A 23,801-nucleotide genomic window follows, 5' to 3' on the forward strand; every position below is an offset into this window, starting at 1 on the left:
ACCAATGGCATCGCAAATCCAAGTCGCGGGCGGAGTGGTGGCCAAGCCATCCAGCATCAATTCCTTTTCCAACTGGGAAGAAGTGCCTATTTTCGACAGCGAGGTTGCCGAGGCGGATTTCTGGGCGGAAAATCGGCCGGACATGCGCCTGATGGAATCGGCGGTGGCGGGGAGCGGCGAGGCTTCCGAATCCGTCACCATCACTTTGCGGATTGACCCGCGCATGCTCGCGCGCATCAAACGCCTCGCCCGCTCGCGCTATCTCAATTACCAGAGCATGATGAAGCAATGGCTCAGTGAACGCATGGAAAACGAACTCCGCGAACGATAAATTTAAAAGCATGAATCCTTTTTCAAATCGCCGCCCACCCGATCACCACCGTTCCCGTGCTGCGTTCACGCTGGTGGAATTGCTGGTGGTCATTGCGATCATCGGCATCCTGGCGGCGCTCATCATTGGCGGCGCAGGCATCGCTTCCATCAAGGCCCGCACCTATCGCGTGCAAGCCGAGCGCGATGCCCTCATCACCGCCATCGAGCAATACAAAGCCCATCAGGGATATTATCCGCCGGATAACACCAACAACCCCGCCATCAACGCGCTCTACTACGAATTGACCGGCACGCTCACCACCAACAACAACGCTCTCTTTAAAGCCGTTACTGGAGAGCAACTCGCTTCGGGAACCGTCCAGACTGTCTTCGGCATGCAAGGGTTTATGAACGCCTCCGCTGATCCCACCGAGCCGCCAAAAAACTTTTTCGGCGCCATCGGCAAGGGCGCGCGCACCGCTTCTTTTTATGTCAGTGGAAATGCGGGGCCGACCTTTACGCTATTTGGAATCAGTGTACCTCCGGGGTTGCCGGCAGGCTTTCCCTACGTGCTAGCCAGCGGCGGCGTGCCTTCCCTTTGGCATTACGTGTCCAGCAATCCCACCAACAACCCCAGCGAATTCGACCTCTGGATGGATGTCGCGTGGGCCGGCAAGACCAACCGCATCAGCAACTGGAGCAAAGACCCGCAAGTCGTCACCCATTAACCGCACGGCACTCATACCATTATGATACTCCCATTTAAAGCCACCCAATCATTGCCCGTCCGCTGGTCCGACCGCGCGTGGACGCCTCGCATCTCCAACCCTCGCCGCCTCGCCGGCGCGACCCAAAATATTTCCCTCTCCCTCGCAAACAGCGCCTCGGAAAGTTCCGCCAACCTGCGCCGCCCAAATTTTCATTCCGCACTCCGCCCCTCGCACCCCGCCTTCAAAATCACCCCTATGATCAAGCTCGTTCCCCGTTCTCCGCGCCACAATCGCGCGCAATCGCGCGCATTCACCCTCATCGAACTGCTCGTCGTCATCGCCATCATCGCGATCCTGGCCGGGCTCATTCTCCCGGCGATCAGCGCCGCCAAGGCCCGGGCCAAAGTCGCCCAGGCCAAGACCGAAATCTCCGGCATCGTCTCCGCCATCAATCAATACGAGGTAACCTACAGCCGCTTGCCGACCTCGACCCCAGCCAGCGTAGCCGCCACTCAAGCTGGAGCGGCCTCCCCGATAACCGGCGATTTTACTTTCGGAACACTTTTGAATGGAAGTGCTGTTCAGGGTGGAAAACCGGGCGTCACCCTTCCCAGCATCTCCAGCCAATACATTTCCGGTTACACCGCGCCCAATTCCGACGTCATGGCCATTCTTATGGACATAACAAATTTTCCCGGCACGACCACGCCCACCGTCAACACCAACCACATCAAGAATCCCCAAAAGACTTCCTTCTTGAATGTTAAAATGAATAGCGACAACACCCATGCCGGTCTGGGCAGTGATTTGGTCTATCGCGATCCCTGGGGCAACCCCTACATCATCACCCTCGACTTGAATTACGACAATCAATGCCTCGATGCCCTCTATTGCAAGGCGGATGTTTCTTCCACCGGCACCGGTACGCTTGGCTTCAATGGAACCGTCAACCAGACCGACGGCGGCAGCGGCGACCATTACACCGTAAACGCCACTTCAATGGTCTGGTCCATGGGCCCCGATGGCTTGGCGGGCAATAAGGATAATATGGGTATCCCCATCAAAGCCAACGCCGGCGTCAACAAAGACAACGTCCTCAGTTGGCAATAAATCGAAAGCTCCCATGCACCGCCGTTCGCCAGAGCCGTTGAATCCGCTTCCCCCGCGCACCGGCGCGCATGCGTGCCAAGCCTTCACCCTCATCGAAATGCTCGTGGTCATCGCGATCATCGGCATCCTTGCGACCATTGGTCTGCCCGCCATCAAAGGCATGACCAAGTCCAACGCCACCATCGCCGCCAACCGCCAGTTGCTCGACGACTTCACTTACGCCCGCCAGCGCGCCATCGCCGACCATACCAGCGTTTACGTCGTGTTCGATCCGCCGACCATTCTCAACTTCACGCCGACCAAGCTCACCTCGCAAGCCTCGGCCATGCACACCTACACCAATCTTTTGGGCGGCCAATACACCACCTACGCGCTCCTCTCCCTGCGTTCCGTCGGCGATCAACCGGGGCAAACCTCGCCCCATTACCTCACCGCGTGGCGCTCGCTTCCCCAAGGCATATTTATCGCCGCCAGCAAATTTTCCGGCACCACCAATGCCGTGAATTTTTACACCAACGCTTTTCGTTACGCGCAATTTCCCTTTCCCACCATAGATACCAATTCCACCCTCACCACCTTTCTGCTGCCCTACGTCGGATTCGATTATCAGGGCCAGTTGATCTCCCAGGTGGATGAAGCCATACCCCTTTCGCGCGGCAGTATTTTGTATCCGCGCGATGCCGACGGAAATTTTATCAGCAGCGCGCCCGACGTCCTCGAAACGCCGCCGGGAAATTCCATCACCACCTCCAACGTCATTCACATAGACTGGCTCACCGGCCGGGCTCACATCGAACGCCAGGAAGTCCAGTGAAAATACTCCTCCATACATCCCGCCGCGCCCGCCGTGCCTTCACGATGGTCGAGATCGCCATTTGCCTTGCCATCATCGGCTTCGCCCTCGTCGCCATCATCGGCATATTGCCCATCGGCATGTCCGTGCAAAAAGACAACCGCGAAGAAACCGTCATCAATTTCGACGCCCAATATCTGCTCAACGCCATCCGCAGCGGCGCGCTCGGGCAGGATGAACTGACCAATTACATTATCAGCATCACCAACATTTATACTGATTACAATGCCAACATGATTTTCCAAGGCCGGGGAACAAACTGGTACTCGCAGAGCGGCGTTGGTGGTTCTTACTATGCGGTTGTTCCCGTGTCACCTGCTACAAAACCTGGAGTCCCGGTCCTGACCAATGGCCTGAACATCATCGGCTTGTTATCCACTCCCAAGTGGACGCAGGACTCCAAGGGATTTTTCCGCAGTAATTATGTCCAGGCGGATTTTCGCGCCATCACCGGTTCGCCGATGGACCAGGGCACGAGCCAGACCTCCAAAGACTTCGCGTTCACCTATCGCATATTCCCCGAAATCGTTCCCTTCGGTGTCGCGGATGGCTCACTCACGAATTGGAACACCAATAATATCACCCTCGCGGACAAGACCGCCCGATTCACGTACGCCACCTACGTCACCAATCTTCAACCTAACCTGAACGAAATCCGCCTGCGCTTCCGCTGGCCGATTCTGCCCAATGGCCAGACCGGGCCGGGCAATCAGATATTTCGCTCTGTGGTGGGCGGCGCGATTCGTTCCACGAATTTCTACGCGCCCATGTATTACTTCCAACCGCAAACCTTCGTCAGCGGACAGTCGGTTTACGCAGGAGGCAAACCTTTTCTCCCATGAAGCATTTCTGGCATCATTCCGCATCAAGCTTTTTTCGACGCGCCTTCTCGCTGATCGAAATCATGGTCACCGTGGCGCTCCTCTCGGTCATCATCCTTGGCCTCGTCGCCATGTTTGACCAGACCCGGCGCGCTTTTACTTCCAGCATCACGCAAGTGGATGTCCTGGAATCCGGACGCGATGCCACCGCTCTCATCGCGCAACAGATGGAACAAATGGCCGCCAGCAGTATTTCCACCGGCGTGAATTTTTTCGTCGAAACCCCTTCCACCGCGCCGCCCATGACCCAGGCGTTGGTGGATCCATCCGACGTCAGGACGAATATCCTGCAGGATGTGTTTTTCCTCACGCGCCTCAACCAAACCTGGACCGGTGTGGGCTATAAGGTATTTAACTCAGGCGGAACCACCGGCGGCAGTCTTGGGACGCTCTACCGTTATGCCGGTGTTAATATTCCCGCGACGAACGGTTTTTTGATTGGGCAGCAATGGACGAATTTCAACCTCGGCGCGCCCGGCACGAATTTTACTCGCATCGTGGATGGCGTCGTTGATTTTACCATCCGGGCTTATGACACGAACGGAAATTTATATCCGTTCATCACCACGTTTCCCTCAATCTCCACGAATTATTTGTTTCCCCTGCAAAGCTCATGGTACTACCGGTTCACCAGCAATTCCCTGCCGGCTTATGTCGAAGTAGAGCTTGGCGTCTTGGAAGACCGGACTCTCGCACGTTATCAAGCCATTGCCGGCCCCGCGAACATCAATTTAACTGCCGCCAATAATTATCTCGCCGACCACCCCGGCCAGGTTCACGTTTTCCGCCAACGCATCCCCATTCGTAACGTCAGTTCCGCTGCCTATCAATGAAACGCCAATCCCAACAAGGTGTCGCGCTGGTCATCACCCTGATCCTCCTCTCGGTGATCACCTTCATGGCCGTCACCTTCCTCGTCGTCAGCCGCAAAGAAGCCGCGCAGGTAAATACTCTGACCCAGCAGAGCAATTCAAAATTCGCCTCCGAAGCCGCCGTCGAAGAAGCCAAAGCCCAGATCATCGCGCAAATGCTTGCGACTGGGAACGGACTCAACTTCGGTCTGCTCGTCTCGACCAACTATCAGATGACCAATTTTTTCCATGGCGTTGGTTTGGCTTCCATTACGAACGTCAGCTACACGGGCCTTGCGGCGGGAGATGTGCCGCAACTGATGAACAACCTACAAATTCTCCCGCGCGTCCCGGTATTTATCGCTACCAATAAAGGCTCCGCCAATCTCGACTTCCGCTTCTACCTCGACCTGAATCGCAACGGACGTTACGACACGAATGGCGTGGTTGAAAATTTTGACAGCAACGGACTGCCGATTCTGGATGCTAGCCAGCACCCGACCTTTAGCACCCAAGTCGGCGATCCCGAATGGATCGGCATCCTCGCTCATCCCGATCAGCGGCATTCCAGCAGCAACCAATTCGTGGCTCGCTATTGCTTTATCGCTCTGCCCATCGGGAATTCTCTCGATGTGAATTATAGCCACAACCAGTCGCAACAAATCGCAAATATGTCCGCGGAAACGGACGAAGGCTATTTGCGCAATCAGGGATTCGGCTCTTGGGAAATCAATCTCGCCGGTTTCCTGAACGCGTTGAACACAAATTCGTGGCCAACCGCCAATTTCAAATACGCGCCACTCAACACGACTCCACCCTGGAGCCTTGGTTTTCAAAGCGGTGGTGAGGCGTTTAACGACGCCGCTTCCATAGTGCAATACCGCTATAACAACAGCTACAGCAGTCTGTTGAGATTTACTGACATGTTCAGTTCATTGACCGCCGCGCCGTCGTTTGGAAACGATTTTATTGATGGCTTCTGCAATGGGCCGCTGATGACTAACACATTCGCGCTCACGAATGATCGCGATTTTAATTCGATATCCGCGCAACGGACGTGGAGCGGTTCGAGCCCGGCCCACCCTATTTTCACGACGCAGGATTTCTTTGCCGTGCCCGGTGCAAATGGTCAGCCAGTCAGTTCCTTTACCAACCATCTGCGCGCGCCCGGTCTCAGCCGCGGCACATACGATCGTTACACCTATTATCGTATGCTCGCGCAAATGAGTTTTGGTTCCGCGCCCGAATCCTCGGCGACCTATAATACAAATACGGTTTTGCCTTCGCCTGGTTTCCTGCCCGCTTATCCCGGTTATTATCCTTATACCAATCGCCTCAATCTGAACTACAATAACATCGGGGCTTTAAACGCGACGAATTTCCAACCGTGGGACGCCCTTACATTTTTTTCTAATACCGCCAATCGTCTACTGGCAAATGCGGGCTATACCTTCACCGTCACCAACATCCCGCTCTATCCGATTAACGAATACACTCCCGCCGTCCATCGCCTCTTGCAGGTCGCTGCGAACATTTATGATGCGACGACGAATCGTTTTACCAATAACGCTGAAGGCACATTATTTTATCCATCGGTATTTCGCCCCGTTTTCAACAAAGGGGTCGGAACGTCAAATATTTTCATCAGTGGTTATGTGGAAGAAGCTCCGATAAATTTTGTTGCTCCTAAATTTACTGGCTCATACAGCTCAACTCCGCTTTCCCTTCCCGAACAGGCCAATCAATTCGTACCCACCTTGGCTGGTGGTAACACCACGAGTAATTTATATGGAGTTCCGTGGATAATTGGCGCGAAAAAAGGCCTGCCCAACTTCAATGAATTTTCGATGGCGTCTGTTTCGCAAATTACCCGTAAATTGGAAGTGATTAATATGAATGCCGGCTCTTCGCCGCCCAAATTCCAAACGAATGTTCAATATACCATCGGCGTTTCAAACTTGATGGGGGTGGAAGCTTGGAATTCTTATACGAATTTTTATGGTCGCAGTGTGGATCTGATTGGTTCCGTGGTTGTTCAGGCTTCTGTCAGTAATTTCGATGGATTGACGTTAAGGCCGCTTGCTCTGGTTACGACTAATGTCGGCTGGCTTTATACTCTAAGCCCTGGTGCCTGGCCGGGAGCTGTTGTGAGTTCATCAAGTCCACACGTTTTTAATAACAGTTCCTTTCAGATTCCATTGATGACGAATATTATCATGTTGACAAATTCGGTTTATCATCAATTTCCGACTCCACATTTGTCACCAGGAACTAACTTTGATGTGCCTGCTATAGTTTTTCAGCCGCACTTCATATATAATTGCACCAATTATTTACGCTTTATTGTTCAGGATCATACAACGGGGAGAATTCTGGATTATGTGACTCTAAATGGAATGAATTACACTCGGGATCTTACCGCCGAACTTCCGGGGCCGCTCGGGGCGAACTATGGAGGACCAGGAGGCGTTTGGTTAACAAACATACAGAGTCGCACTGTGCCACAAGGCATGCAGAATCAAATAACTATATCAAGCGGGCTGACTCCGACGGGTCCTCCTTTCACATCTGCAAATTGGATTAATGATACTCTGCAAGGAAACTCTCAGCAAAGTGCTACCGGTGGCTTTGCGGCATTTTTGAACGGACAGGGCGGCATCACTAATTCCATGCAGGCGCCCTATACCCCGACGCGTAAAGTAGCCTTAATCTATCATTTCCAAGTTAATGATCCGCTGGTCCATTATACTTTGAGCGATATTTCTCCGCAACCATTCCAAAATACCATTTCTACCAATTACCCAACTCTTGCTGCGGGCGCGACCATTGCCACTAACTATCTCGATAATATCGGGCTTCCTAACCAGAACTATCGCCCTTGGGGTGATGTAGGAACCCCTAATGGCACTCGGACCGACCCAATGGCTAAAACCGACGCGAATTATAATTTCAAAGATTCTCAGGTTACCGGTTCGGATGCGTGGCAATTTCCCACAAATAAATTCCCAAATATTGGATGGCTTGGCCGCGTGCATCGCGGCACGCCTTGGCAGACGCTCTATCTCAAGTCTGTGGATTCGTCGGTGATGAATATCACGAACTGGCAAATGTGGACCGGAAATGTGGCCGTCAATCAGTTCGCTGCCGCGCTTCCTGTGAATTCTGCTGACGCCCTTCTCACGACGCCAACAAATGATTGGAGCATCCTTGATCTGTTCACCACTGCGCCGAATGATAATGCGAGCCGTGGTCAATTATCCGTGAACCAGACGAACTTCGCGGCGTGGGCGGGAATTCTTGATGGCGTTATCGTGGTTTCCAATGGCCCCAGCGGACAAATTCCAATGATGATTGATCCGCGGGCCAATAATTTGGCACTCCAACAAATCTTGAACGGGATTTATTCCGCGCGCACAAATACTGCCATGTTCCCGGCACAAGTATTTACCAGCGTCGGTCAGGTTTTATCCGCGCCGCAACTCACGGTCGCTTCGCCTTATCTAAACACCACGGGTAATACGACAGCCGCCACTTATCCCAACGACGCCGAAATGGAACGCATCCCGCAGCAGATTATGTCCCTGTTGCGCGTCGGATCGCCACGATACGTCATCTTCGCTTACGGCCAGTCGTTGAAACCCGCGGACCATTCCATCATACAAAGCAGCGGCCCGTTCTTCGGCATGTGTACCAATTACACCATCACCGGCGAGGTCGCCACGCGCACCGTATTGCGCATTGATAACCCCCCCGTTCCCGGCCGCACAGTCGGTTCGCCGCAAGCGGTCGTCGAGGCATTCAACGTCATTCCGCCCGAATAAAGCGCACGATTTTCAGAATGGACAGGAAACCAAAAATCTTTGGAGAAAAGTTAAAATAGCGATATAATAACTGCACGATCAGCGGCATCCGAGGCGAACCTGGCGGTTCGTTTGTTCGAATAATCGCCATGCTTCGAGGTCGTGGAAGAAAGCCTAAATTACTTATGCAGCGGAAGTCTTTGTTCTGGTACGCGGTATGTCTGCTTTGCCTCGGAGGCGCGGTATATTCCTGGCATCTCGGCGACCAATGGCAGGCCGAAAAAAATGCCGCCCATCAAGCCGCCGAGCCATCCGGCAACGCCCACAAATCCACCACCCCGCACGCCTTCGCCCCGGCAGTTGCCACCACCAACGCCGCCGTTCTCGCACCCGCGCTTTCGCCCGCCGCCATCGCCGCCGCCAAAAAGAAAAACCCCTATCCCTATCGCCTGACCAACTCCACCGAATCCGTCCAGCAGTTGATCCACAACGACAAAGCCATCCTGCTCGGCAACGCCATGTTCGACACCGGCAAAGCGCTCGACCTCGCCTCCATTCCCGATCGCCTGCGCGCCCCCGCCAACGGCGGCAGCTACATCGTCCAGGCGCGCGGAGCCTTGGACGATAATTTCCGCGAAACCCTGCGCAACGCAAACGCCACGATCGTTTCCTACATCCCCAACAACGCCTATCTCGTCCGCGTCTCCGATTCCGGCGCGCAACAACTTTCCGCCAACCCCCAAACCCAAAGCGTCCTCGCGTATCAGCCCTACTACAAACTCGACCCGTCCCTCCTGCAACTCGCGATGACCGATACCTCCGCGACCCCGCCCAACGGCGTTAAACTCACCGTCTTCCCCGACGCCATTCAAGCCACCCGCACCGCCCTCGACCAAATGGGCGCCATCGTCGTCGGCCAAGACCAATCGCCCTTCGGCCCCGTCCTCGCCGTCGAACCCGCGCAAGGAACCCTGTCCGCAGTAGCCAGCCTCCCCGGCGTCCAAGTCGTCGCCGCCCTGCATCGCCGCGTCCACGCAAACGATCTGGTCCGCCCGACCCTCGGCGCCGCAACCGATAATTTCACCACCACCAATTACCTCGGCCTAAGCGGCAACGGCGTCCTCCTCAACATCAATGACGACGGCGTGGACGCCACCCATCCCGATCTCACCGGTCGCCTCACCAGCGATAATCCGGGGAATCTCGTGGACACCTCCGGCCACGGCACGCACGTCGCCGGCACAATCATGGGCAGCGGCACCGAATCCACCACCGTCTCACCCGTCCCGCCCGGTTCCGCCACCAACAACGCCCCCAACGCAAGTCCATTAGTTTTCCGCGGCCTCGCCCCCAGCGCCGACGCCTTCGTCATCTCATTCCTCGAACCCGATTCGTACATGCAGGAAACCGCCGCCCGCACCAACGCCTTCATCTCCAACAACAGTTGGAACTACACCGGTGACGCCGGCTACGACATCGCCGCCGCCAGCTACGACGCCGCCGTCCGCGACGCCTTGCCCGAAGTCACCGGTTCGCAGCCCATCCTCTACGTCTTCTCCGCCGGCAACGACGGCGGCGCGGCCACCGACGGAACCGCTGGTGATGCCGACACCATCCTTTCTCCCGCGACCGCCAAAAACGTGATCACCGTCGGCGCCGTCGAGCAGTTGCGCAACATCACCAATGACGCCGTGGTGGATGGCATGACGAATTTCCCGTTCCAGGCAGACACCGACAGCAGCGATCAAGTCGCGGATTTTTCGAGCCGCGGCAACGTCGGCGTGTCGGTCGAAGGCACGGCGGGCCGTTTCAAACCCGACCTCGTCGCCCCCGGCACTTACGTGATCTCCGACCGCTCGCAGCAATGGGATCAGCAAGCCTATTACAATCCCACCAACGACACCCAAACTTTTCTGCCCAACCGCAACGTCACCACCAACCTATTGGATTTGCTGCCGCCCATTTTCATCGAGGACAACGACGTGCGCATCGAGGTCATCATCTCGACCAACCGCTTTTCGCCGAACCCGATGCCGCCCATTCCCATCTACGCCGTCATCAACAGCACCGTCGTCAATCCCACCACGAATGATTTCGTCGGGACCAACGCCGTAGTATTTCCCACCAACGGCCTTGCGCTCGTGCCCTTCGATTCCTTGCGCGTCGGCATCGGCAACCTGACCAATCCACCCATCAATTATGATGTGACTATCCATGTCTTCTCGACGAACGACACCGGATTCTTCATCGCCTTGAGCAACTTGAATAATTCGTTCGGCTCGAACAGCCCGGTTTATTATCGCTACGAATCCGGCACCAGCATGGCGGCGGCGGGCGTGTCCGGCATGCTCGCGTGCATGCAGGAATTCTTCAACACGCATTCTTTGAGTTACAGCCCGGCATTGATGAAGGCGCTATTGATCAACGGCGCGAATCCGCTCGACGATTACGATTTGCAAGTGAACACCGGCCTGAACTCGCAAGGCTGGGGCGTGCCGAGCCTGACAAATACCTTGCCACCCCCCTTCGCGAACTTCACCGCCGCGAACCGGAACACCATGCCCGTCTTGTTCATTGACCAGAACCTTACAAACGTCATCGCGACCGGCCAGAGCAATTCCTATAACATCACGGTCACGCCCGACGGGCAGAACCAGGATTTGCGCATCACTTTGGTTTGGACCGACCCGCCCGGCAACCCCGTCGCCGGCACGAAACTGGTGAATGACCTCGACCTGATCGTGCGCGACAGCCAAAGCAATTATTATTACGGCAACGATATTCCCGCCGGCAGTATTTATAATGAATTAGGCGACACCAACTCGCCGATTGCCGATTCGGTGAACAACGTCGAGAACGTGTTCCTGCAAGAACCGGTGGATACGAACTTCACCATCACCGTGCTCGGCCGCCGCGTGAATGTAAATGCCGTGACCGCCAACAACACCAGCGTCGTGCAGGATTATGCGCTCGTGATTTCCAGCGTGGCCACCCCGGGCCAGCCGCTGGTGGCCAGCCCCTTCACCAACTTCGTTGCGGTGGCGACGCCCGTGACCATTCCCACCGCCGATGAGGTGACGAACGTGATCATCGCCACCAATGGTGTGCCGCTCTTCAACCAGCGCGTCGGCGCCAATTCGCAATTCTCCGGCAGCACCAACGGCACGCTCGCGCAATGGAATTTTTATGTCTATACCAACACCGCCATAACGGACCCGACCTTGACCAATGCCGCGTCATTCACAAATCTGGCCTTCGTCACATTCTCACCACCAAGCCTCGGCGTGCCGCGCATGGAAGCCTCCGGCGAATTGGTTTCGCCCGATCCTGGAGTCACGCGCTATGCGGGCGCCGATGTGGATTTGTATGTCTCAACCAACTCGGGATTGACGAACCTCAATCCGGCGGCGCTGGCGACCGCGCTCGTTTCCACGTCGCGCACGGGAACGGAAAAAGTTTTGATCACCGATGCGCCCTCCCGGGTTTATTACATCGGCGTGAAGTCCGAAGACCAGCAGGGCGCGCAATTTGATCTGCTCGCCACCGCGGTCAATGAGCCTTTCGATCAAACCGATGGCAATGGCAATACCATCGTGACCATGCTCACGCCGTTCCCGGTCGTTATCCCGCCGGGCGGACCCTCCAACCCGAATCACGCGCTCATCCTCGGCGTCACCACTTCCACGCAGTTGATCCGAAAAGTTCTGGTGACGAATGAAGTGACGCACCAGGAATTCGGCGACTTGATCGGCACGCTCACGCATGAGGATGCCAAACCTGTGAGCGCCGTCCTGAACAACCATTCGTTCTTTCTCAACACGACCGACCAGACCAACACGTTTGTGTATGACGACAGCGGCGAAAACGAAATACCCGGTTCGCGGACCAGTGACGGCCCGGGCACGTTGCGCAACTTCACCGGCGATACCGCGTCGGATGGCATCTGGCGTTTTGTGATGGTCAACGACAGTTCCCTCACGGACACCGGCGCGGTGTTGAATTTCGTCATCACGCTCGAACCGCAGCCGCCGCTCAATGGCTTCACCATCAAGATTCCGGCTGAATCGTTCTTTTACGATTTCGTGGATGTGCCCGCGGACGCCACGAACCTGACCATCACCGTCGCGCAGCAGGGCACGAGCGACTCTGTGGACTTGTATGTTCGTGAAGGAGATTTCCCGACGCAATCCATTTTCGATTTCTTCACGGCGATCAATTCTCCCGGCGGCTCGCTGACGATCAGTAAATTCTCCAATCCACCGCTCAATGCGGACCGATATTTCTTCGGCATCTTCAACCCGAACCCTGAACCGGTTACCCTGGTGGTCACCGTTCAGCTAGGGATTTCACTGGCGGCTGCGGGGCCGGCCACTTTCACGTCTCGAGGCAACGAACCGCTTCTGGATGATGCCGTCACTTACTCGACGAATTTCGTAAATGCCAATAGCGACGTGGTCAGCACGGAAGTCGGTGTGCGCATCGAACATCCCCGGGAATCGGACCTCGTGCTGACCTTGATCAGCCCGCAGGGCACGCGCGTGTTGCTGGCGGAAAATCGCGGCGGCCTCGACACCAACGGTTATGGATCGGGTATGAATGTTACGAATGTTTTCCCCGTCACCGCCAATGGCGATAACTCGGCCTCGACCAATACCATTGGCCTGACCAACGACGCCGGCACATTGTTGATCAACTATGACTTCTTCCAACTGGCGGATGACCTGCGGGTCTTCTATGACGGAAACCAGATTTACGACTCCGGCTTGATTGCTGGCAGCGGAAATATTTCCGTGGATTTTGGTCCGGGCAATTCCACCAACATCGAGATCATCATGAACCAGCCGGGCACGAACCCGGACACGAACGGTGACAAATGGACTTACACCGCCTCGATCGTGACGAAGAACGTGACCTACGCCGTCTTCAGCGAAGACACGAACCTGGCCACGATACCGATCAAGTTCGCCCTGCCGCCTTTTGGCAACGCGTCCGCCGGCATCGGCGGTTCCAATGTGTTGACAAGCAGTTTTGAAGGCGTCGCCGCCGGGCCGTACCTCGATCAGTCAACCGTGGATGGCTGGACGGTTCATAGCAATCAAGTTCCTCTGGCAGCCAGCAATGCAGTGCGGGTCGTCACCGTGCCTCAGTTTGCAGCTTCTGAAAACAATACGATCTCCGGAAGCAATGTGGTTGCTTTGCACGCCGGATCCATCAGTCGCGTACTGCCTACGATTGCCGGCCGCAATTACACGCTGACTTTTGAAAATCACGGGCGTCCATCATTGGCTCCTGTTAGTTGGTACAAGGCTGAAGGAAATGGCTTCGACAGCGCTACGGGCAATAATCAGGGTATGTTGGAAAACGGCGCTATTGCAACTGCGGCTGGCGAAGTGGGTGAGGCATTCAGCTTTAATGGAACCAGTCAATTCTTGCTGGTTCCCGATTCGCACACTCTCGAGTTCACGGGCCCCATGACATTGGAAGCTTGGATATTTCCAACCGACATCAGTAGCTCCCATTCCATTATGTCCAAGTTTGATGCTATTGACATGAGTCAAACGGCATATATCCTGCAAATGGAAGCCGGAGGCTTGGTGTTCTTTTCACTGAATCCAGTTGGTAATGACCAAACCCAAGCCTATGGGTTGGCCGAATCATCTATTGGAGTGCCGATCAATCAATGGTCACACGTGGCCGGAACCTATGATGGAACCAATCTGGATGTCTATATAAACGGCCTTCTGGAAGGCACCGTGCCTTACTCAGCCGGCATCTTCCCCGGGTCAGATAACTTGGGAATCGGCGCTAATCTGGGCGGTGAAACGGTTCCGAATTTAAACGGTGGAAATGTTAACCTCTTCAAGGGCTTGATAGACGAAGCGTCACTCTATGGCGCTGATCTTTCGGTCGTTGAAATTCAAGATATCTATGCCGCGGGCAGCGCCGGCAAATGCCTGTCGGATGGCTGCATCGTCAGCGCGACCGTTATGCTGGGCAGCGCGCCGCATGAAATATCGGGCATTGATAAATGGGAGATCAATAGCTTCACCTTCACCGCGCCGAGCAATAATATGGTGTTGACCATCACCCCGGACACCAACTTCGACGGCTCCATCGAGGACGGCATGCTTTTGGATTCGTTCAAGCTGGTGCAGAATCCGACGGCCAATCCCACAAATTATTTCCTGCCGGAGGAATCCCTCGACAAGCTCAAGGGCGAGTCGGCATTTGGTAACTGGCGTTTGGAAGTCCTGGATAACCGTGCTGGCGCGACCAATCCTGCGCCTTCGCTCGTAAGCTGGCAGTTGAGCTTGCAAGTCTCCGACAAGCTGCCGGAATCCATCCCGCTTCAACATGCGTTGCCGCAGACCAACACCGTGGGTGGCAAAGGCATCGTCTATTACTCTGTGGCCGTGCCGTTGTGGGCGAAGTTTGCCACCAACCAATTTAGTGTCGTCAGTGGTGGGCCGCTTAATCTGTATTATAGCTCGCTTGCGCCGCCCACGGGCACGAACGTCGGAGACGTGACCCTCTTCTCCAGCGTGAACGGCAGCAACGTCGTGACGCTTTCCACCACCAACGGTTCGCCGCTATTGCAACCGGGCCAGACGTATTACCTCGGTGTGCAAAATCCCAATGCCGCCCCGGCCTCCTTCATCATCGAAGTGGATTTCGACATCACCACCTTGAGCAATGCCGTGCCGGTGGCCAGCATGATCGCGCCGACGGACGTCCCGCAATACTTCCAGTTCGACGTGCTCAGCAACTCCATCGTGGCGGCCTTCCAGGTCCTCAATCCTGTCGGCAACCTCGAAATGCTCGTCAAGAAAGGTCCGCCATTGCCGGTCAATACCGACTTCGATTACGCGGCCACCGCCTCGCCGTATCTCGTCACGGTGATCAGCAATTCGCTGCCCGTGCCCGTCGGCCCCGGCCGCTGGTATATCGGCATCTTCAACACCGGCACGGGCCCCGCTACCTACAGCGTCGAAGCCTCGCAATCCGGCCCGCCGACGATCATCACCTTGACCAACGACGAGCGCTTCACCAACGTCGCGTCGCCTGGGCCCGCCTTGTCCACGTTCTATCAATTCTCCATCACCAATACCAACTCGGCGGCGCTGTTTGAATTGTATGGCCTCAGTGGCAACGTGGATCTCACGCTGCAACGCGGAGCCTTGCCCTACACCACGCCGTTTTTCGCCTTCAGCGGCAACGCCGGCCGGACGAACGAACAGATCGTCATCCGCACGAATGAGCTTGGCACGAACATCAACGGCACTTGGTTCCTCGGCGTGCCTAATGACACCGCCGGCAACGTGACCTACACCATCCACGCCGTCGTGACCGGAACCAATGGCATCCTGCCCTCACAAGTGCCCATCACGCCCACCATTATGGTGCCACCTGTCGGCTCCCCATTGGGCCCGACCCTTACCATCCCGACCGTGCAAGGCGAGATGTACGAAATCGATTCCGCGCCAACGCCCATTGGCCCGTGGATGGAGATTGCCATCATCACCGCCAGCGGTGAAACCACCATCTTCACCGCCCCGCCACCCACCGGCAGCAGCACCTTCTATCGCGTGATCCAAATACCATCACCGTGACGCGGCGGTAGTTTGATTCACATGGGCGCAGCTTGGTTTCTGTCGCGTCTCAGTTTCTTGCAACCCGGAGAGTTGCTGGATATTAGCCGGGCGGTTGAGGCGCGCGTAGCCACGATACCCCCGGAACACCGAGCCCATTATTCTTTGCGTCCTGAAAGAACGCCGGAACTTGTTATGGCGTGGTAAGGCGGAACTGCCGCTCCGTCGAGTCCCGCAGAGACAACCGATAATCCGGCGCATGGTACGGCGGAGCTGCTCCGCCATCCGAAGTCCCGCAGGGACGACCGACCTTAGCCCAGCCATTTATGGCTGGGTTTGCATCCGTTCCAAACCAAGTCCCGCAGGGACGAAAGAAATTCTGCAACCACTCTGCCATCGCCCATAAAAATCAATTATAACCTCCAAAGCCTGCCAGCATCGTGACCAGCTACGGCAACCTTACCCGATAATAACGATTCAAAGTGGCAGCGCTATTAGTAGTCGAAAACGAAGCCGTTCCATTCGCCGCCACCTTGTTCGTTGCGACCGATGTCCACGTCACCGGCTGCGCGAGGTTCGTCGCCGTCTGAAGAATATAAGTGGCTCCCACCGCGCCATTGAGTTGCAGTTGCAATACACCCGGACCCGCGACCAACGCACTCAACGGAGAAAGTCCCACCGGCAAATTCACGCTATTCGTCGTGCTGCCATACGGGCTTGTGACGATCAGGTCATAAACTCCCGCGTTGGTGATCGTAAGATTGGTGAGCACCAATGTGGACGAAGTGAAAATTTCGCGGATGCGATTATTTCCCTTGTCCGCGAAATAAATGCTGTCCTTCGAATCCACGATCAAACCGCTGGGCGAACTGAGAACCGCATTCGTAGGCGAACCACCATCCCCCGAGAAACTTCCCGCGCCCTTGCCTCCGACAGTCGTGATGATCCCATTCGTATTCACCACGCGGATGCGCCCATTACCCGTATCCGCGATAAAAATATTGCCAAAGCTATCCAAGGCCACCCCCGTCGGAGATGAAAGCACGGCATTCGTAGCCTGTCCACCGTCACCGGAGAACGCTCCGGAACCTTTTCCCGCGATCGTCGTGACAATTCCATTGGTATCCACCACGCGAATGCGGCCATTCGCGGTATCAGCAATAAAAAGATTGCCATGTGCATCCACCGCCAGGGCGCCCGGCGAAGACAAGCCAGCATTGGTCGCCGCGCCGCCGTCGCCGGAAAAAGTTCTGCTCTTCGCCATGCTTCCCGCGATAGTTGTGATGATCCCATTCGCATCCACCTTGCGAATCGTGCCGTGAGTCGTATCCGCTATGAGCAGATTCCCTGACGCGTCCAACGCCACGGCCTGTGGCCCTGAAAGTCCCGCTTTAACGGCAGGCCCGCCGTCGCCAAGCGTGGCAGTATTGGTTCCAGCAAAGGTTGTAATGATGCCATTGGTATCCACCTTGCGGACGCGATTATTGGCGGTGTCAGCAATGTAAATATTTCCGATCGCATCAACCGTCACCCCACTCGGCTGCGACAAATTAGCGATCACCGCCGGACCACCGTCTCCGCCGAAGGTAATAAAGGAATTGTTGGTTCCGGCCACCGTCGTGATGATTCCATCGGTCCCAATTTTGCGAATGCGACTGTCTTGCGTATCCGCGATATAGAAATTGCCTGCTAAATCTGAGGCCAATCCCATTGGGGCACTCAAAGCGGAATTGGTCGCCGCGACGCCATCGGTCACAGTCGCGGAACCATTCCCCGCGATAGTTTTAATAAAATTATTGGGCACATTCGTTCCATGTATTTGCCATTGATAAATAAACGGCCCAGGACCTGAAACCGTCGCGGTAAGGGTCAGGCTATTGCTCAATATGCCCACCGGATTAGCCGGAGTCAGCGTAACCACCGGTGGAAAACTAAGAACAACGAAAGCGACCGTTGAAGTCACGGTATTATAATCAATCGAATCCACCGGTGTGAAAACAGCCGACAATATATTCGTGCCGGGCGAAAGCACCACCCCAGCCCCCGGATTGTAGCTGAATGAACCAGCCACATCCGCAGACGCGTCGAGTTGGTTCGTATCAAGCGCAGCCCCATATTCAACCGTCGCAGGCGTGGGCCACGTGATGTTGGGCGTCAACTTGTTTGCGGGCAGGAATGTCGCGAGACGAATAGTATTATTGTCACTATCCGCGACGTACAAATTCCCGTTCGCATCAATGGCAACAGCGTTGACATCAGAGAAAAGTGTCTCGTTATTGAGGCCGTCCGCGCTGCCATAAGCGCCGGGCAAACCACCAATCGTCATCGAAACCCAATTCGTACCCACCGGCGACAACTTCCGGATCGTATAATTTCCGCTATCGGTAATATACAAGTTCGTTTGCATATCCACCGCGATCCCCATCGGATGGAAAAAGAGCGCCGCATTATTCGTCCCGTCCACAATGCCCGAAATTCCCGGCTGTCCCGCAATCGTGGTGGAAATCCAGGCACTGTTGCTCAGCGTGAGTTCGCGAATCGTATTATTATCAGTGTCCGCGATGTAAAGATTGGTGCGCGTATCCGCCGCGATTCCCGTAGGAAAACTGAAACGAATATTCGCGCTGACGCCGTCGTTCGTGCCCGTAGTCAGCATGGCCGGACCGGCGATGGTACTTGGCGAATAAGAGCCATTGAACAAGGCGAGCTTGACGATGGCGGTTCCTTCGGTGTCCGAAATATACACATTGCTGCTCGTATCCAATGCAATTCCCTGTGGAGTATCCAGGGACGATGGCGGGTTGCCTGTTAAAGTCAAATTGCCCCCAATCGTTTTGGCGACGTAATTAGTGCCAGTCAAAGTCAGCTTGCGCACCGAAGTTTCGTCCGCAACATAAACATTCGACGCCGCATCCGCGGCCACCGTCCAGGGAAGAACAAACGTCGTAGATTGATTGGTGCCGTTGGCCGCGATTCCGCGGAATGGTTTTCCGGCAATCGTGCTGGAGTTCCAATTCGTACCGTCAAAAGACAACTTGCGCACAGTGCTTGCAAGGCTGTCCGCCACATAAATATTTGTGCCGCCGTCCACGGCAATCCCCGTCGGTCGGTCAAATTGAACGCTGCCATTCGCTCCATCCGCGATGCCGATTGAACCAGCCTGCCCGGCAATCGTGCTCGAAATCCAATTCGTGCCCGCCGGTGTCAATTCGCGGATCGTGCAGTTGAGCGTGTCCGCAATGACAAGATTGTTTTGGGCATCCAGAATGATTCCCTGCGGACGAAAGAACAACGCGTTGGTATTCGTTCCATCCGTGCTTCCAACAATGCGGGGAACGCCCGCTATCGTGCTCGAAATCCAATTCGTTCCGACCGGCGAAAGCTCGCGGATGGCATCATTGAATTCATCCGCGACAAAAAGATTGGTCTGCGCATCCACCGTAATTCCATAAGGCACGGATAATTGGATGCTGCCATTCGTCCCGTCATTACTGCCAGAAGAAGTGCCCGTGAGAAGATTTTTTATCCAATTCGTGCCGCTCGGCACAAGCTGATAGATGCCATCTGTCGAAGAATCGGCCACATAAATATCCCCACTGTTATCCAGCCCAATGCCAAGCAAACTGGAGAACCCAGTGGCCAGCGTGGTGCATATAAAGTTAGTGCCGTCCGTGGTGAGCTTTCGCACTGCCCTGCCGTCAGAGATATAAATATTCCCCATCGCGTCGCTGGTCAGTCCACCAATGGATTGAAACCGTATCATGCCATTCGTCCCATCCACCGAACCGAACGAAATCAGTGAACCCGCGACGGTGCTCACTACCCAATTCGTTCCCGACAGGGTCAACTTGCGCAGCACAAGATTATGATTATCTCCCACATAAATATTCCCGGAAGGGTCAACCGCAATCGCATCCGGCTCAAAAAATAATGCGCCACTGCCAATGCCGTCGTTCGTGCCGATGACTCCGGGCAGGCCCGCAATGGTGCTCGAAACCCAATTCGTGCCGTTGCGCATCAACTCACGAATAGTCGAGTCGAAAGTGTTAGCGATATAAATATTTCCCTGCGCATCTTTGGCGATTCCTGATGGCCGGTTAAAATGAGCGCCATTATTGGTTCCGTCCACCGAACCGGCTATTGCCGTGCCGGCAATCGTGGTCCAAATGTAGCTGGGTTCAATGTGATAAGTATATCCCTGAAGCAGCATTGAGCTTTTGCCGTCAACATTGCTGACCGTAACGCTCACCGGGCCAAAATATGCCGGAGGAGTAATGACCGTGAGTGCGTTGCTGTTCACGCTGACGGACAAGGCAGCGCTGCTGCCAAAACTTACCGTCGTGCCCGGCTGAAAACCAGTTCCAGTGATGGTGACAATGGCCCCGCCGTTCGTTGGCCCAAAGTTCGGAACGATTTGGCTAATCATCGGCGGCGGCACTGGATCGGCTGCGGCGTTCAATGCGAGCGATAGGATTGCCAGAAGCGAAAGAACCTGCAAAAAGCGAATTTGAAGTCTCCCTGCGTTTCCACCTTGAATGAATAATTTCATAAATATGCGGCGCGGACTGATTCCTGTATTCAAAGATGCGTTTCGCCACAGCCGTTCATTTGCGCGAGACGTTTCCCTGTATTATGTCGGATAATTTTTCGTAAATCAGAATGGCCTTGTCAATAATTTCCGGTTTTTTCGCATTGCCCTTTGCATCCGCCGCGCTCTCGGTTAGATTTAGCGATTGTTCAATCAACAAATTTGGCTGAAATGGCACAAGGTTTCATAAAAATCGGCGGCGCGCGGGAGCACAATCTCAAGAACCTCACCCTCACGATTCCGCGCGATCAGCTCGTGGTGATCACCGGCTTGAGCGGCTCAGGAAAATCTTCGCTCGCCTTCGACACGATTTATGCGGAAGGCCAGCGCAAATACGTCGAATCGCTTTCGGCTTACGCCCGCCAGTTCCTCGACCAAATGCAAAAACCCGAGGTGGATTTCATCGAGGGTTTGTCACCGGCGATTGCCATCGAACAACGCAGTTCCGGCACGAGCCCGCGCTCGATCATCGCCACCACCACGGAGATTTACGATTATCTTCGTCTCCTGTTCGCGCACATCGGCCAGGCGCATTGCCCGATCAGCGGCGTGCCCATCGTGGCGCAAACCACGAGCGATATCGTGGACAGAATTCTCGCGCTGCCGCCCAAGACGCGCGTGATGCTGCTCGCCCCGGTCGTGCGCGAACAAAAGGGAGAATTTCGTGACGTCGTCGAACGGCTCGGCCGCGAAGGCTTTGTCCGCGCGCGCGTGGATGGCGAATTGGTCGAGCTTGCCAACAACGTCCGCGTGAAGCTCGATCCCAAGCAGAAACACACCATCGAAGCCGTCGTGGATCGCCTCGTCATTGACGACAAAATCCGCGTGCGTCTTAGCGACTCCGTGGAAACGTCGCTACGCTGGGGAGAAGGGCGCTTGGTCGCGTTGCATCAGCCGGGCGGGACTGAGCCCTCCAATACTTGGACCGAGACGCTTCATTCCAATCGCAATTATAGTCCCGCCACCGGCCTCAGCTACGAACCGCTGACGCCCAAACATTTTTCGTTTAATTCACCTGCCGGTGCGTGTCCCGTTTGTCACGGCCTTGGCCAGAAACTGGTGTTCGACGAAGGCCTCGTCGTGCCCGATCCGGAGAAATCACTTGAGCAAGGCGCCGTGTTGCCGTGGCGTCGCGGCGGCAAGCGCATGGTTGTTTATTATAAAAGTCTTTTGCGCGGACTCGCGGAACATTACCAGCAGAATCTGGAGACGCCTTACAAATCGTTACCCGATGATTTCAAGCGCGTGCTCATGTGGGGTTCCGGCGAAACCGAAGTCGGTTTTTATTTTTCGCGCGCGGGCAAGGTCAGCAAAATATCGCGCCCGTTTGAAGGCGTGGTTCCCAACCTTGAGCGCCTCTATCAGGAAAGCGAAAGCGAATTCACCCGCAACCGCCTCAAGAGTTTTATGAGCCCGCAATTCTGCGACGCTTGCGGCGGCCAGCGGCTCAAGCCCGAAGTACTTGCGGTGACGATTGGCGATGCCACTGTGCCCGAGGAATATAAAATTCCCAAATCAAAACCGCCAAATGTTCCCGGCCTTTCCATCATGGAAACGTGTTCGCTTTCGATCACGGCGGCAGACGAATTTTTTGCCGGACTCAAGCTCAGCGAGTTTCAGCAAAAGATCGCCAATGAGATTATCCGCGAAATCCGCGCACGCCTTGGCTTCCTGAAAAATGTCGGCCTCGGTTACCTCACCTTGAATCGCGAGAGTGGCACGTTGAGCGGTGGCGAAGCTCAACGCATTCGGCTCGCGACCCAGATCGGCGCGGGCCTGGTGGGCGTGCTTTATATTTTGGACGAGCCGAGCATCGGTCTGCATCAGCGCGACAACGAACGCCTTTTGAAAACGCTCGAAGGCCTGCGAAATCTGGGCAATTCGGTCCTCGTCGTTGAACATGACGAAGACACCATCCGCCGCGCCGATTACATTTTGGATCTCGGTCCCGGCGCGGGCGTGCGCGGCGGCGAAGTCGTGGCTGCGGGCACACTCACGGAAGTTTTGGCGACACCGCGTTCGCTCACCGCGAAATATCTGACGGGAGAATTAAGCGTCGCCGTGCCGAAAAAACGCCTCAAGCCCACCGAAGAGCGTGGCTGGCTGGAAGTCCTCGGCGCGCGCGAAAATAATCTGCGAAACATTGACGCCCGCATTCCGCTTGGAACGATGACGTGCGTGACCGGCGTGAGTGGTTCAGGCAAGAGCACGCTGGTGGACGATATTTTGCGGCGCGCCTTGTTCCGAAAATTTCATGGCTCGAAAGAACGCCCGGGTTTGCATCGCGAACTGCGCGGCTTTGAAAATTTGGACAAGGTTATCGTCATTGACCAGACGCCGATTGGCCGCACGCCGCGCAGCAATCCCGCGACTTACACCGGCATGTTCAATCACATCCGTGATCTGTTTGCGAAATTGCCCGCCGCGCGCATCCGTGGCTACGAAGCCGGCCGTTTCAGTTTCAACGTGAAAGGCGGACGTTGCGAGAAGTGCCAGGGCGATGGGTTGATCAAAATCGAAATGCATTTTTTGCCACCGGTGTATGTGACATGCGAGGCGTGCAATGGCCGCCGTTACAATCGCGAGACTCTGGAGATCAGTTACAAGGGCATGAACATCGCCGACGTGCTCGACATGACCGTGGACGAAGCGGTGAATTTTTTCCGCGCGGTGCCGCAGATTTATGATCCGTGCCTGACGCTCGCGGACGTGGGGCTCGGCTACATCGGCGTTGGCCAGGCGGCCACGACCTTGAGCGGCGGCGAAGCGCAACGCATCAAACTCGCGGCGGAACTTACGCGAAAAGCCACGGGCCGCACGCTCTACATTCTCGACGAGCCTACGACCGGCCTGCATTTTCACGACGTCGCGAAATTGCTCGAAGTCTTGTTCAAATTGCGCGCGTCAGGAAACACGCTCCTGGTCATCGAGCATAATTTGGAAGTGATCAAGACCGCTGATTGGGTCATTGACCTGGGACCGGAAGGCGGCGCGGGCGGCGGGCGCATCGTGGCGCAAGGCACGCCCGAGGACGTGGCGCGTTGCGCGGAAAGTTATACTGGCCAATATTTGAGTCGTATGTTGCCGGGGATTGTTGGATAAATATT

General features: G+C 55.5%; 10 protein-coding genes. 9 read left to right on the forward strand and 1 reads right to left on the reverse strand.

All coding sequences use genetic code 11. The annotated features are described in order from the left end of the window. Positions 1-4 precede the first annotated feature (4 nt). The 8 genes from VH413_04070 to VH413_04105 all read left to right on the forward strand — a co-directional run bounded on the left by VH413_04070 (position 5) and on the right by VH413_04105 (position 16,127). Positions 5-331 (forward strand): CopG family antitoxin, encoded by a 327-nt coding sequence (locus VH413_04070; protein ID HEX3797855.1) that lies wholly within the window; start codon positions 5-7, stop codon positions 329-331. A gap of 10 nt (positions 332-341) precedes the next feature. After that, a complete protein-coding gene (locus VH413_04075; GenBank protein ID HEX3797856.1) occupies positions 342-1,040 on the forward strand; it encodes a prepilin-type N-terminal cleavage/methylation domain-containing protein in 699 nt (232 codons plus the stop codon). A gap of 21 nt (positions 1,041-1,061) precedes the next feature. Beyond that, positions 1,062-2,132 carry a prepilin-type N-terminal cleavage/methylation domain-containing protein gene (locus VH413_04080; protein HEX3797857.1) on the forward strand — a complete coding sequence of 357 codons (1,071 nt, stop codon included), beginning with the start codon at positions 1,062-1,064 and terminating at the stop codon, positions 2,130-2,132. Positions 2,133-2,145: 13 nt separating this feature from the next. Further along, complete coding sequence (locus tag VH413_04085; protein HEX3797858.1) at positions 2,146-2,946, forward strand: prepilin-type N-terminal cleavage/methylation domain-containing protein; 801 nt, start codon at positions 2,146-2,148, stop codon at positions 2,944-2,946. After that, complete coding sequence (locus VH413_04090) at positions 2,943-3,827, forward strand: type II secretion system protein (GenBank protein HEX3797859.1); 885 nt, start codon at positions 2,943-2,945, stop codon at positions 3,825-3,827. The genes VH413_04085 and VH413_04090 overlap by 4 nt, the downstream gene beginning before the upstream one ends. Beyond that, complete coding sequence (locus VH413_04095) at positions 3,824-4,699, forward strand: prepilin-type N-terminal cleavage/methylation domain-containing protein (protein ID HEX3797860.1); 876 nt, start codon at positions 3,824-3,826, stop codon at positions 4,697-4,699. The genes VH413_04090 and VH413_04095 overlap by 4 nt, the downstream gene beginning before the upstream one ends. Continuing rightward, the gene (locus VH413_04100) at positions 4,696-8,538 is read left to right on the forward strand and encodes a hypothetical protein (protein ID HEX3797861.1); all 3,843 of its coding nucleotides are present in this window, start codon (positions 4,696-4,698) and stop codon (positions 8,536-8,538) included. Before VH413_04095 ends, VH413_04100 begins: the two co-directional genes overlap by 4 nt. Before the next feature lie 164 nt (positions 8,539-8,702). After that, the gene (locus tag VH413_04105) at positions 8,703-16,127 is read left to right on the forward strand and encodes a S8 family serine peptidase (GenBank protein ID HEX3797862.1); all 7,425 of its coding nucleotides are present in this window, start codon (positions 8,703-8,705) and stop codon (positions 16,125-16,127) included. A 427-nt stretch (positions 16,128-16,554) separates the two neighbouring features. Here the strand turns inward: VH413_04105 and VH413_04110 are convergent, their stop codons facing one another. After that, on the reverse strand, positions 16,555-20,655 hold the full coding sequence (locus VH413_04110; protein HEX3797863.1) for an IPT/TIG domain-containing protein: 4,101 nt from the start codon (positions 20,653-20,655) through the stop codon (positions 16,555-16,557). A gap of 210 nt (positions 20,656-20,865) precedes the next feature. Between VH413_04110 and uvrA the strand changes: the two genes are divergently transcribed. Next, positions 20,866-23,796 (forward strand): excinuclease ABC subunit UvrA, encoded by a 2,931-nt coding sequence (gene uvrA / locus VH413_04115; protein ID HEX3797864.1) that lies wholly within the window; start codon positions 20,866-20,868, stop codon positions 23,794-23,796. Positions 23,797-23,801 lie beyond the last annotated feature (5 nt).

It is taken from the genome of Verrucomicrobiia bacterium (assembly GCA_036268055.1).
In the GTDB taxonomy this organism is placed as follows: domain Bacteria; phylum Verrucomicrobiota; class Verrucomicrobiia; order Limisphaerales; family Pedosphaeraceae; genus DATAUW01.

What these genes read in the sequence shown, in the direction of transcription:
- VH413_04070 (HEX3797855.1), top strand. Translation starts at nt 5, where the DNA reads ATGGCATCGCAAATCCAAGTCGCGGGCGGAGTGGTGGCCAAGCCATCC.
- VH413_04075 (HEX3797856.1), top strand. Translation starts at nt 342, where the DNA reads ATGAATCCTTTTTCAAATCGCCGCCCACCCGATCACCACCGTTCCCGT.
- VH413_04080 (HEX3797857.1), top strand. Translation starts at nt 1,062, where the DNA reads ATGATACTCCCATTTAAAGCCACCCAATCATTGCCCGTCCGCTGGTCC.
- VH413_04085 (HEX3797858.1), top strand. Translation starts at nt 2,146, where the DNA reads ATGCACCGCCGTTCGCCAGAGCCGTTGAATCCGCTTCCCCCGCGCACC.
- VH413_04095 (HEX3797860.1), top strand. Translation starts at nt 3,824, where the DNA reads ATGAAGCATTTCTGGCATCATTCCGCATCAAGCTTTTTTCGACGCGCC.
- VH413_04100 (HEX3797861.1), top strand. Translation starts at nt 4,696, where the DNA reads ATGAAACGCCAATCCCAACAAGGTGTCGCGCTGGTCATCACCCTGATC.
- VH413_04105 (HEX3797862.1), top strand. Translation starts at nt 8,703, where the DNA reads ATGCAGCGGAAGTCTTTGTTCTGGTACGCGGTATGTCTGCTTTGCCTC.
- VH413_04110 (HEX3797863.1), bottom strand. Translation starts at nt 20,655, where the DNA reads ATGAAATTATTCATTCAAGGTGGAAACGCAGGGAGACTTCAAATTCGC.
- uvrA (HEX3797864.1), top strand. Translation starts at nt 20,866, where the DNA reads ATGGCACAAGGTTTCATAAAAATCGGCGGCGCGCGGGAGCACAATCTC.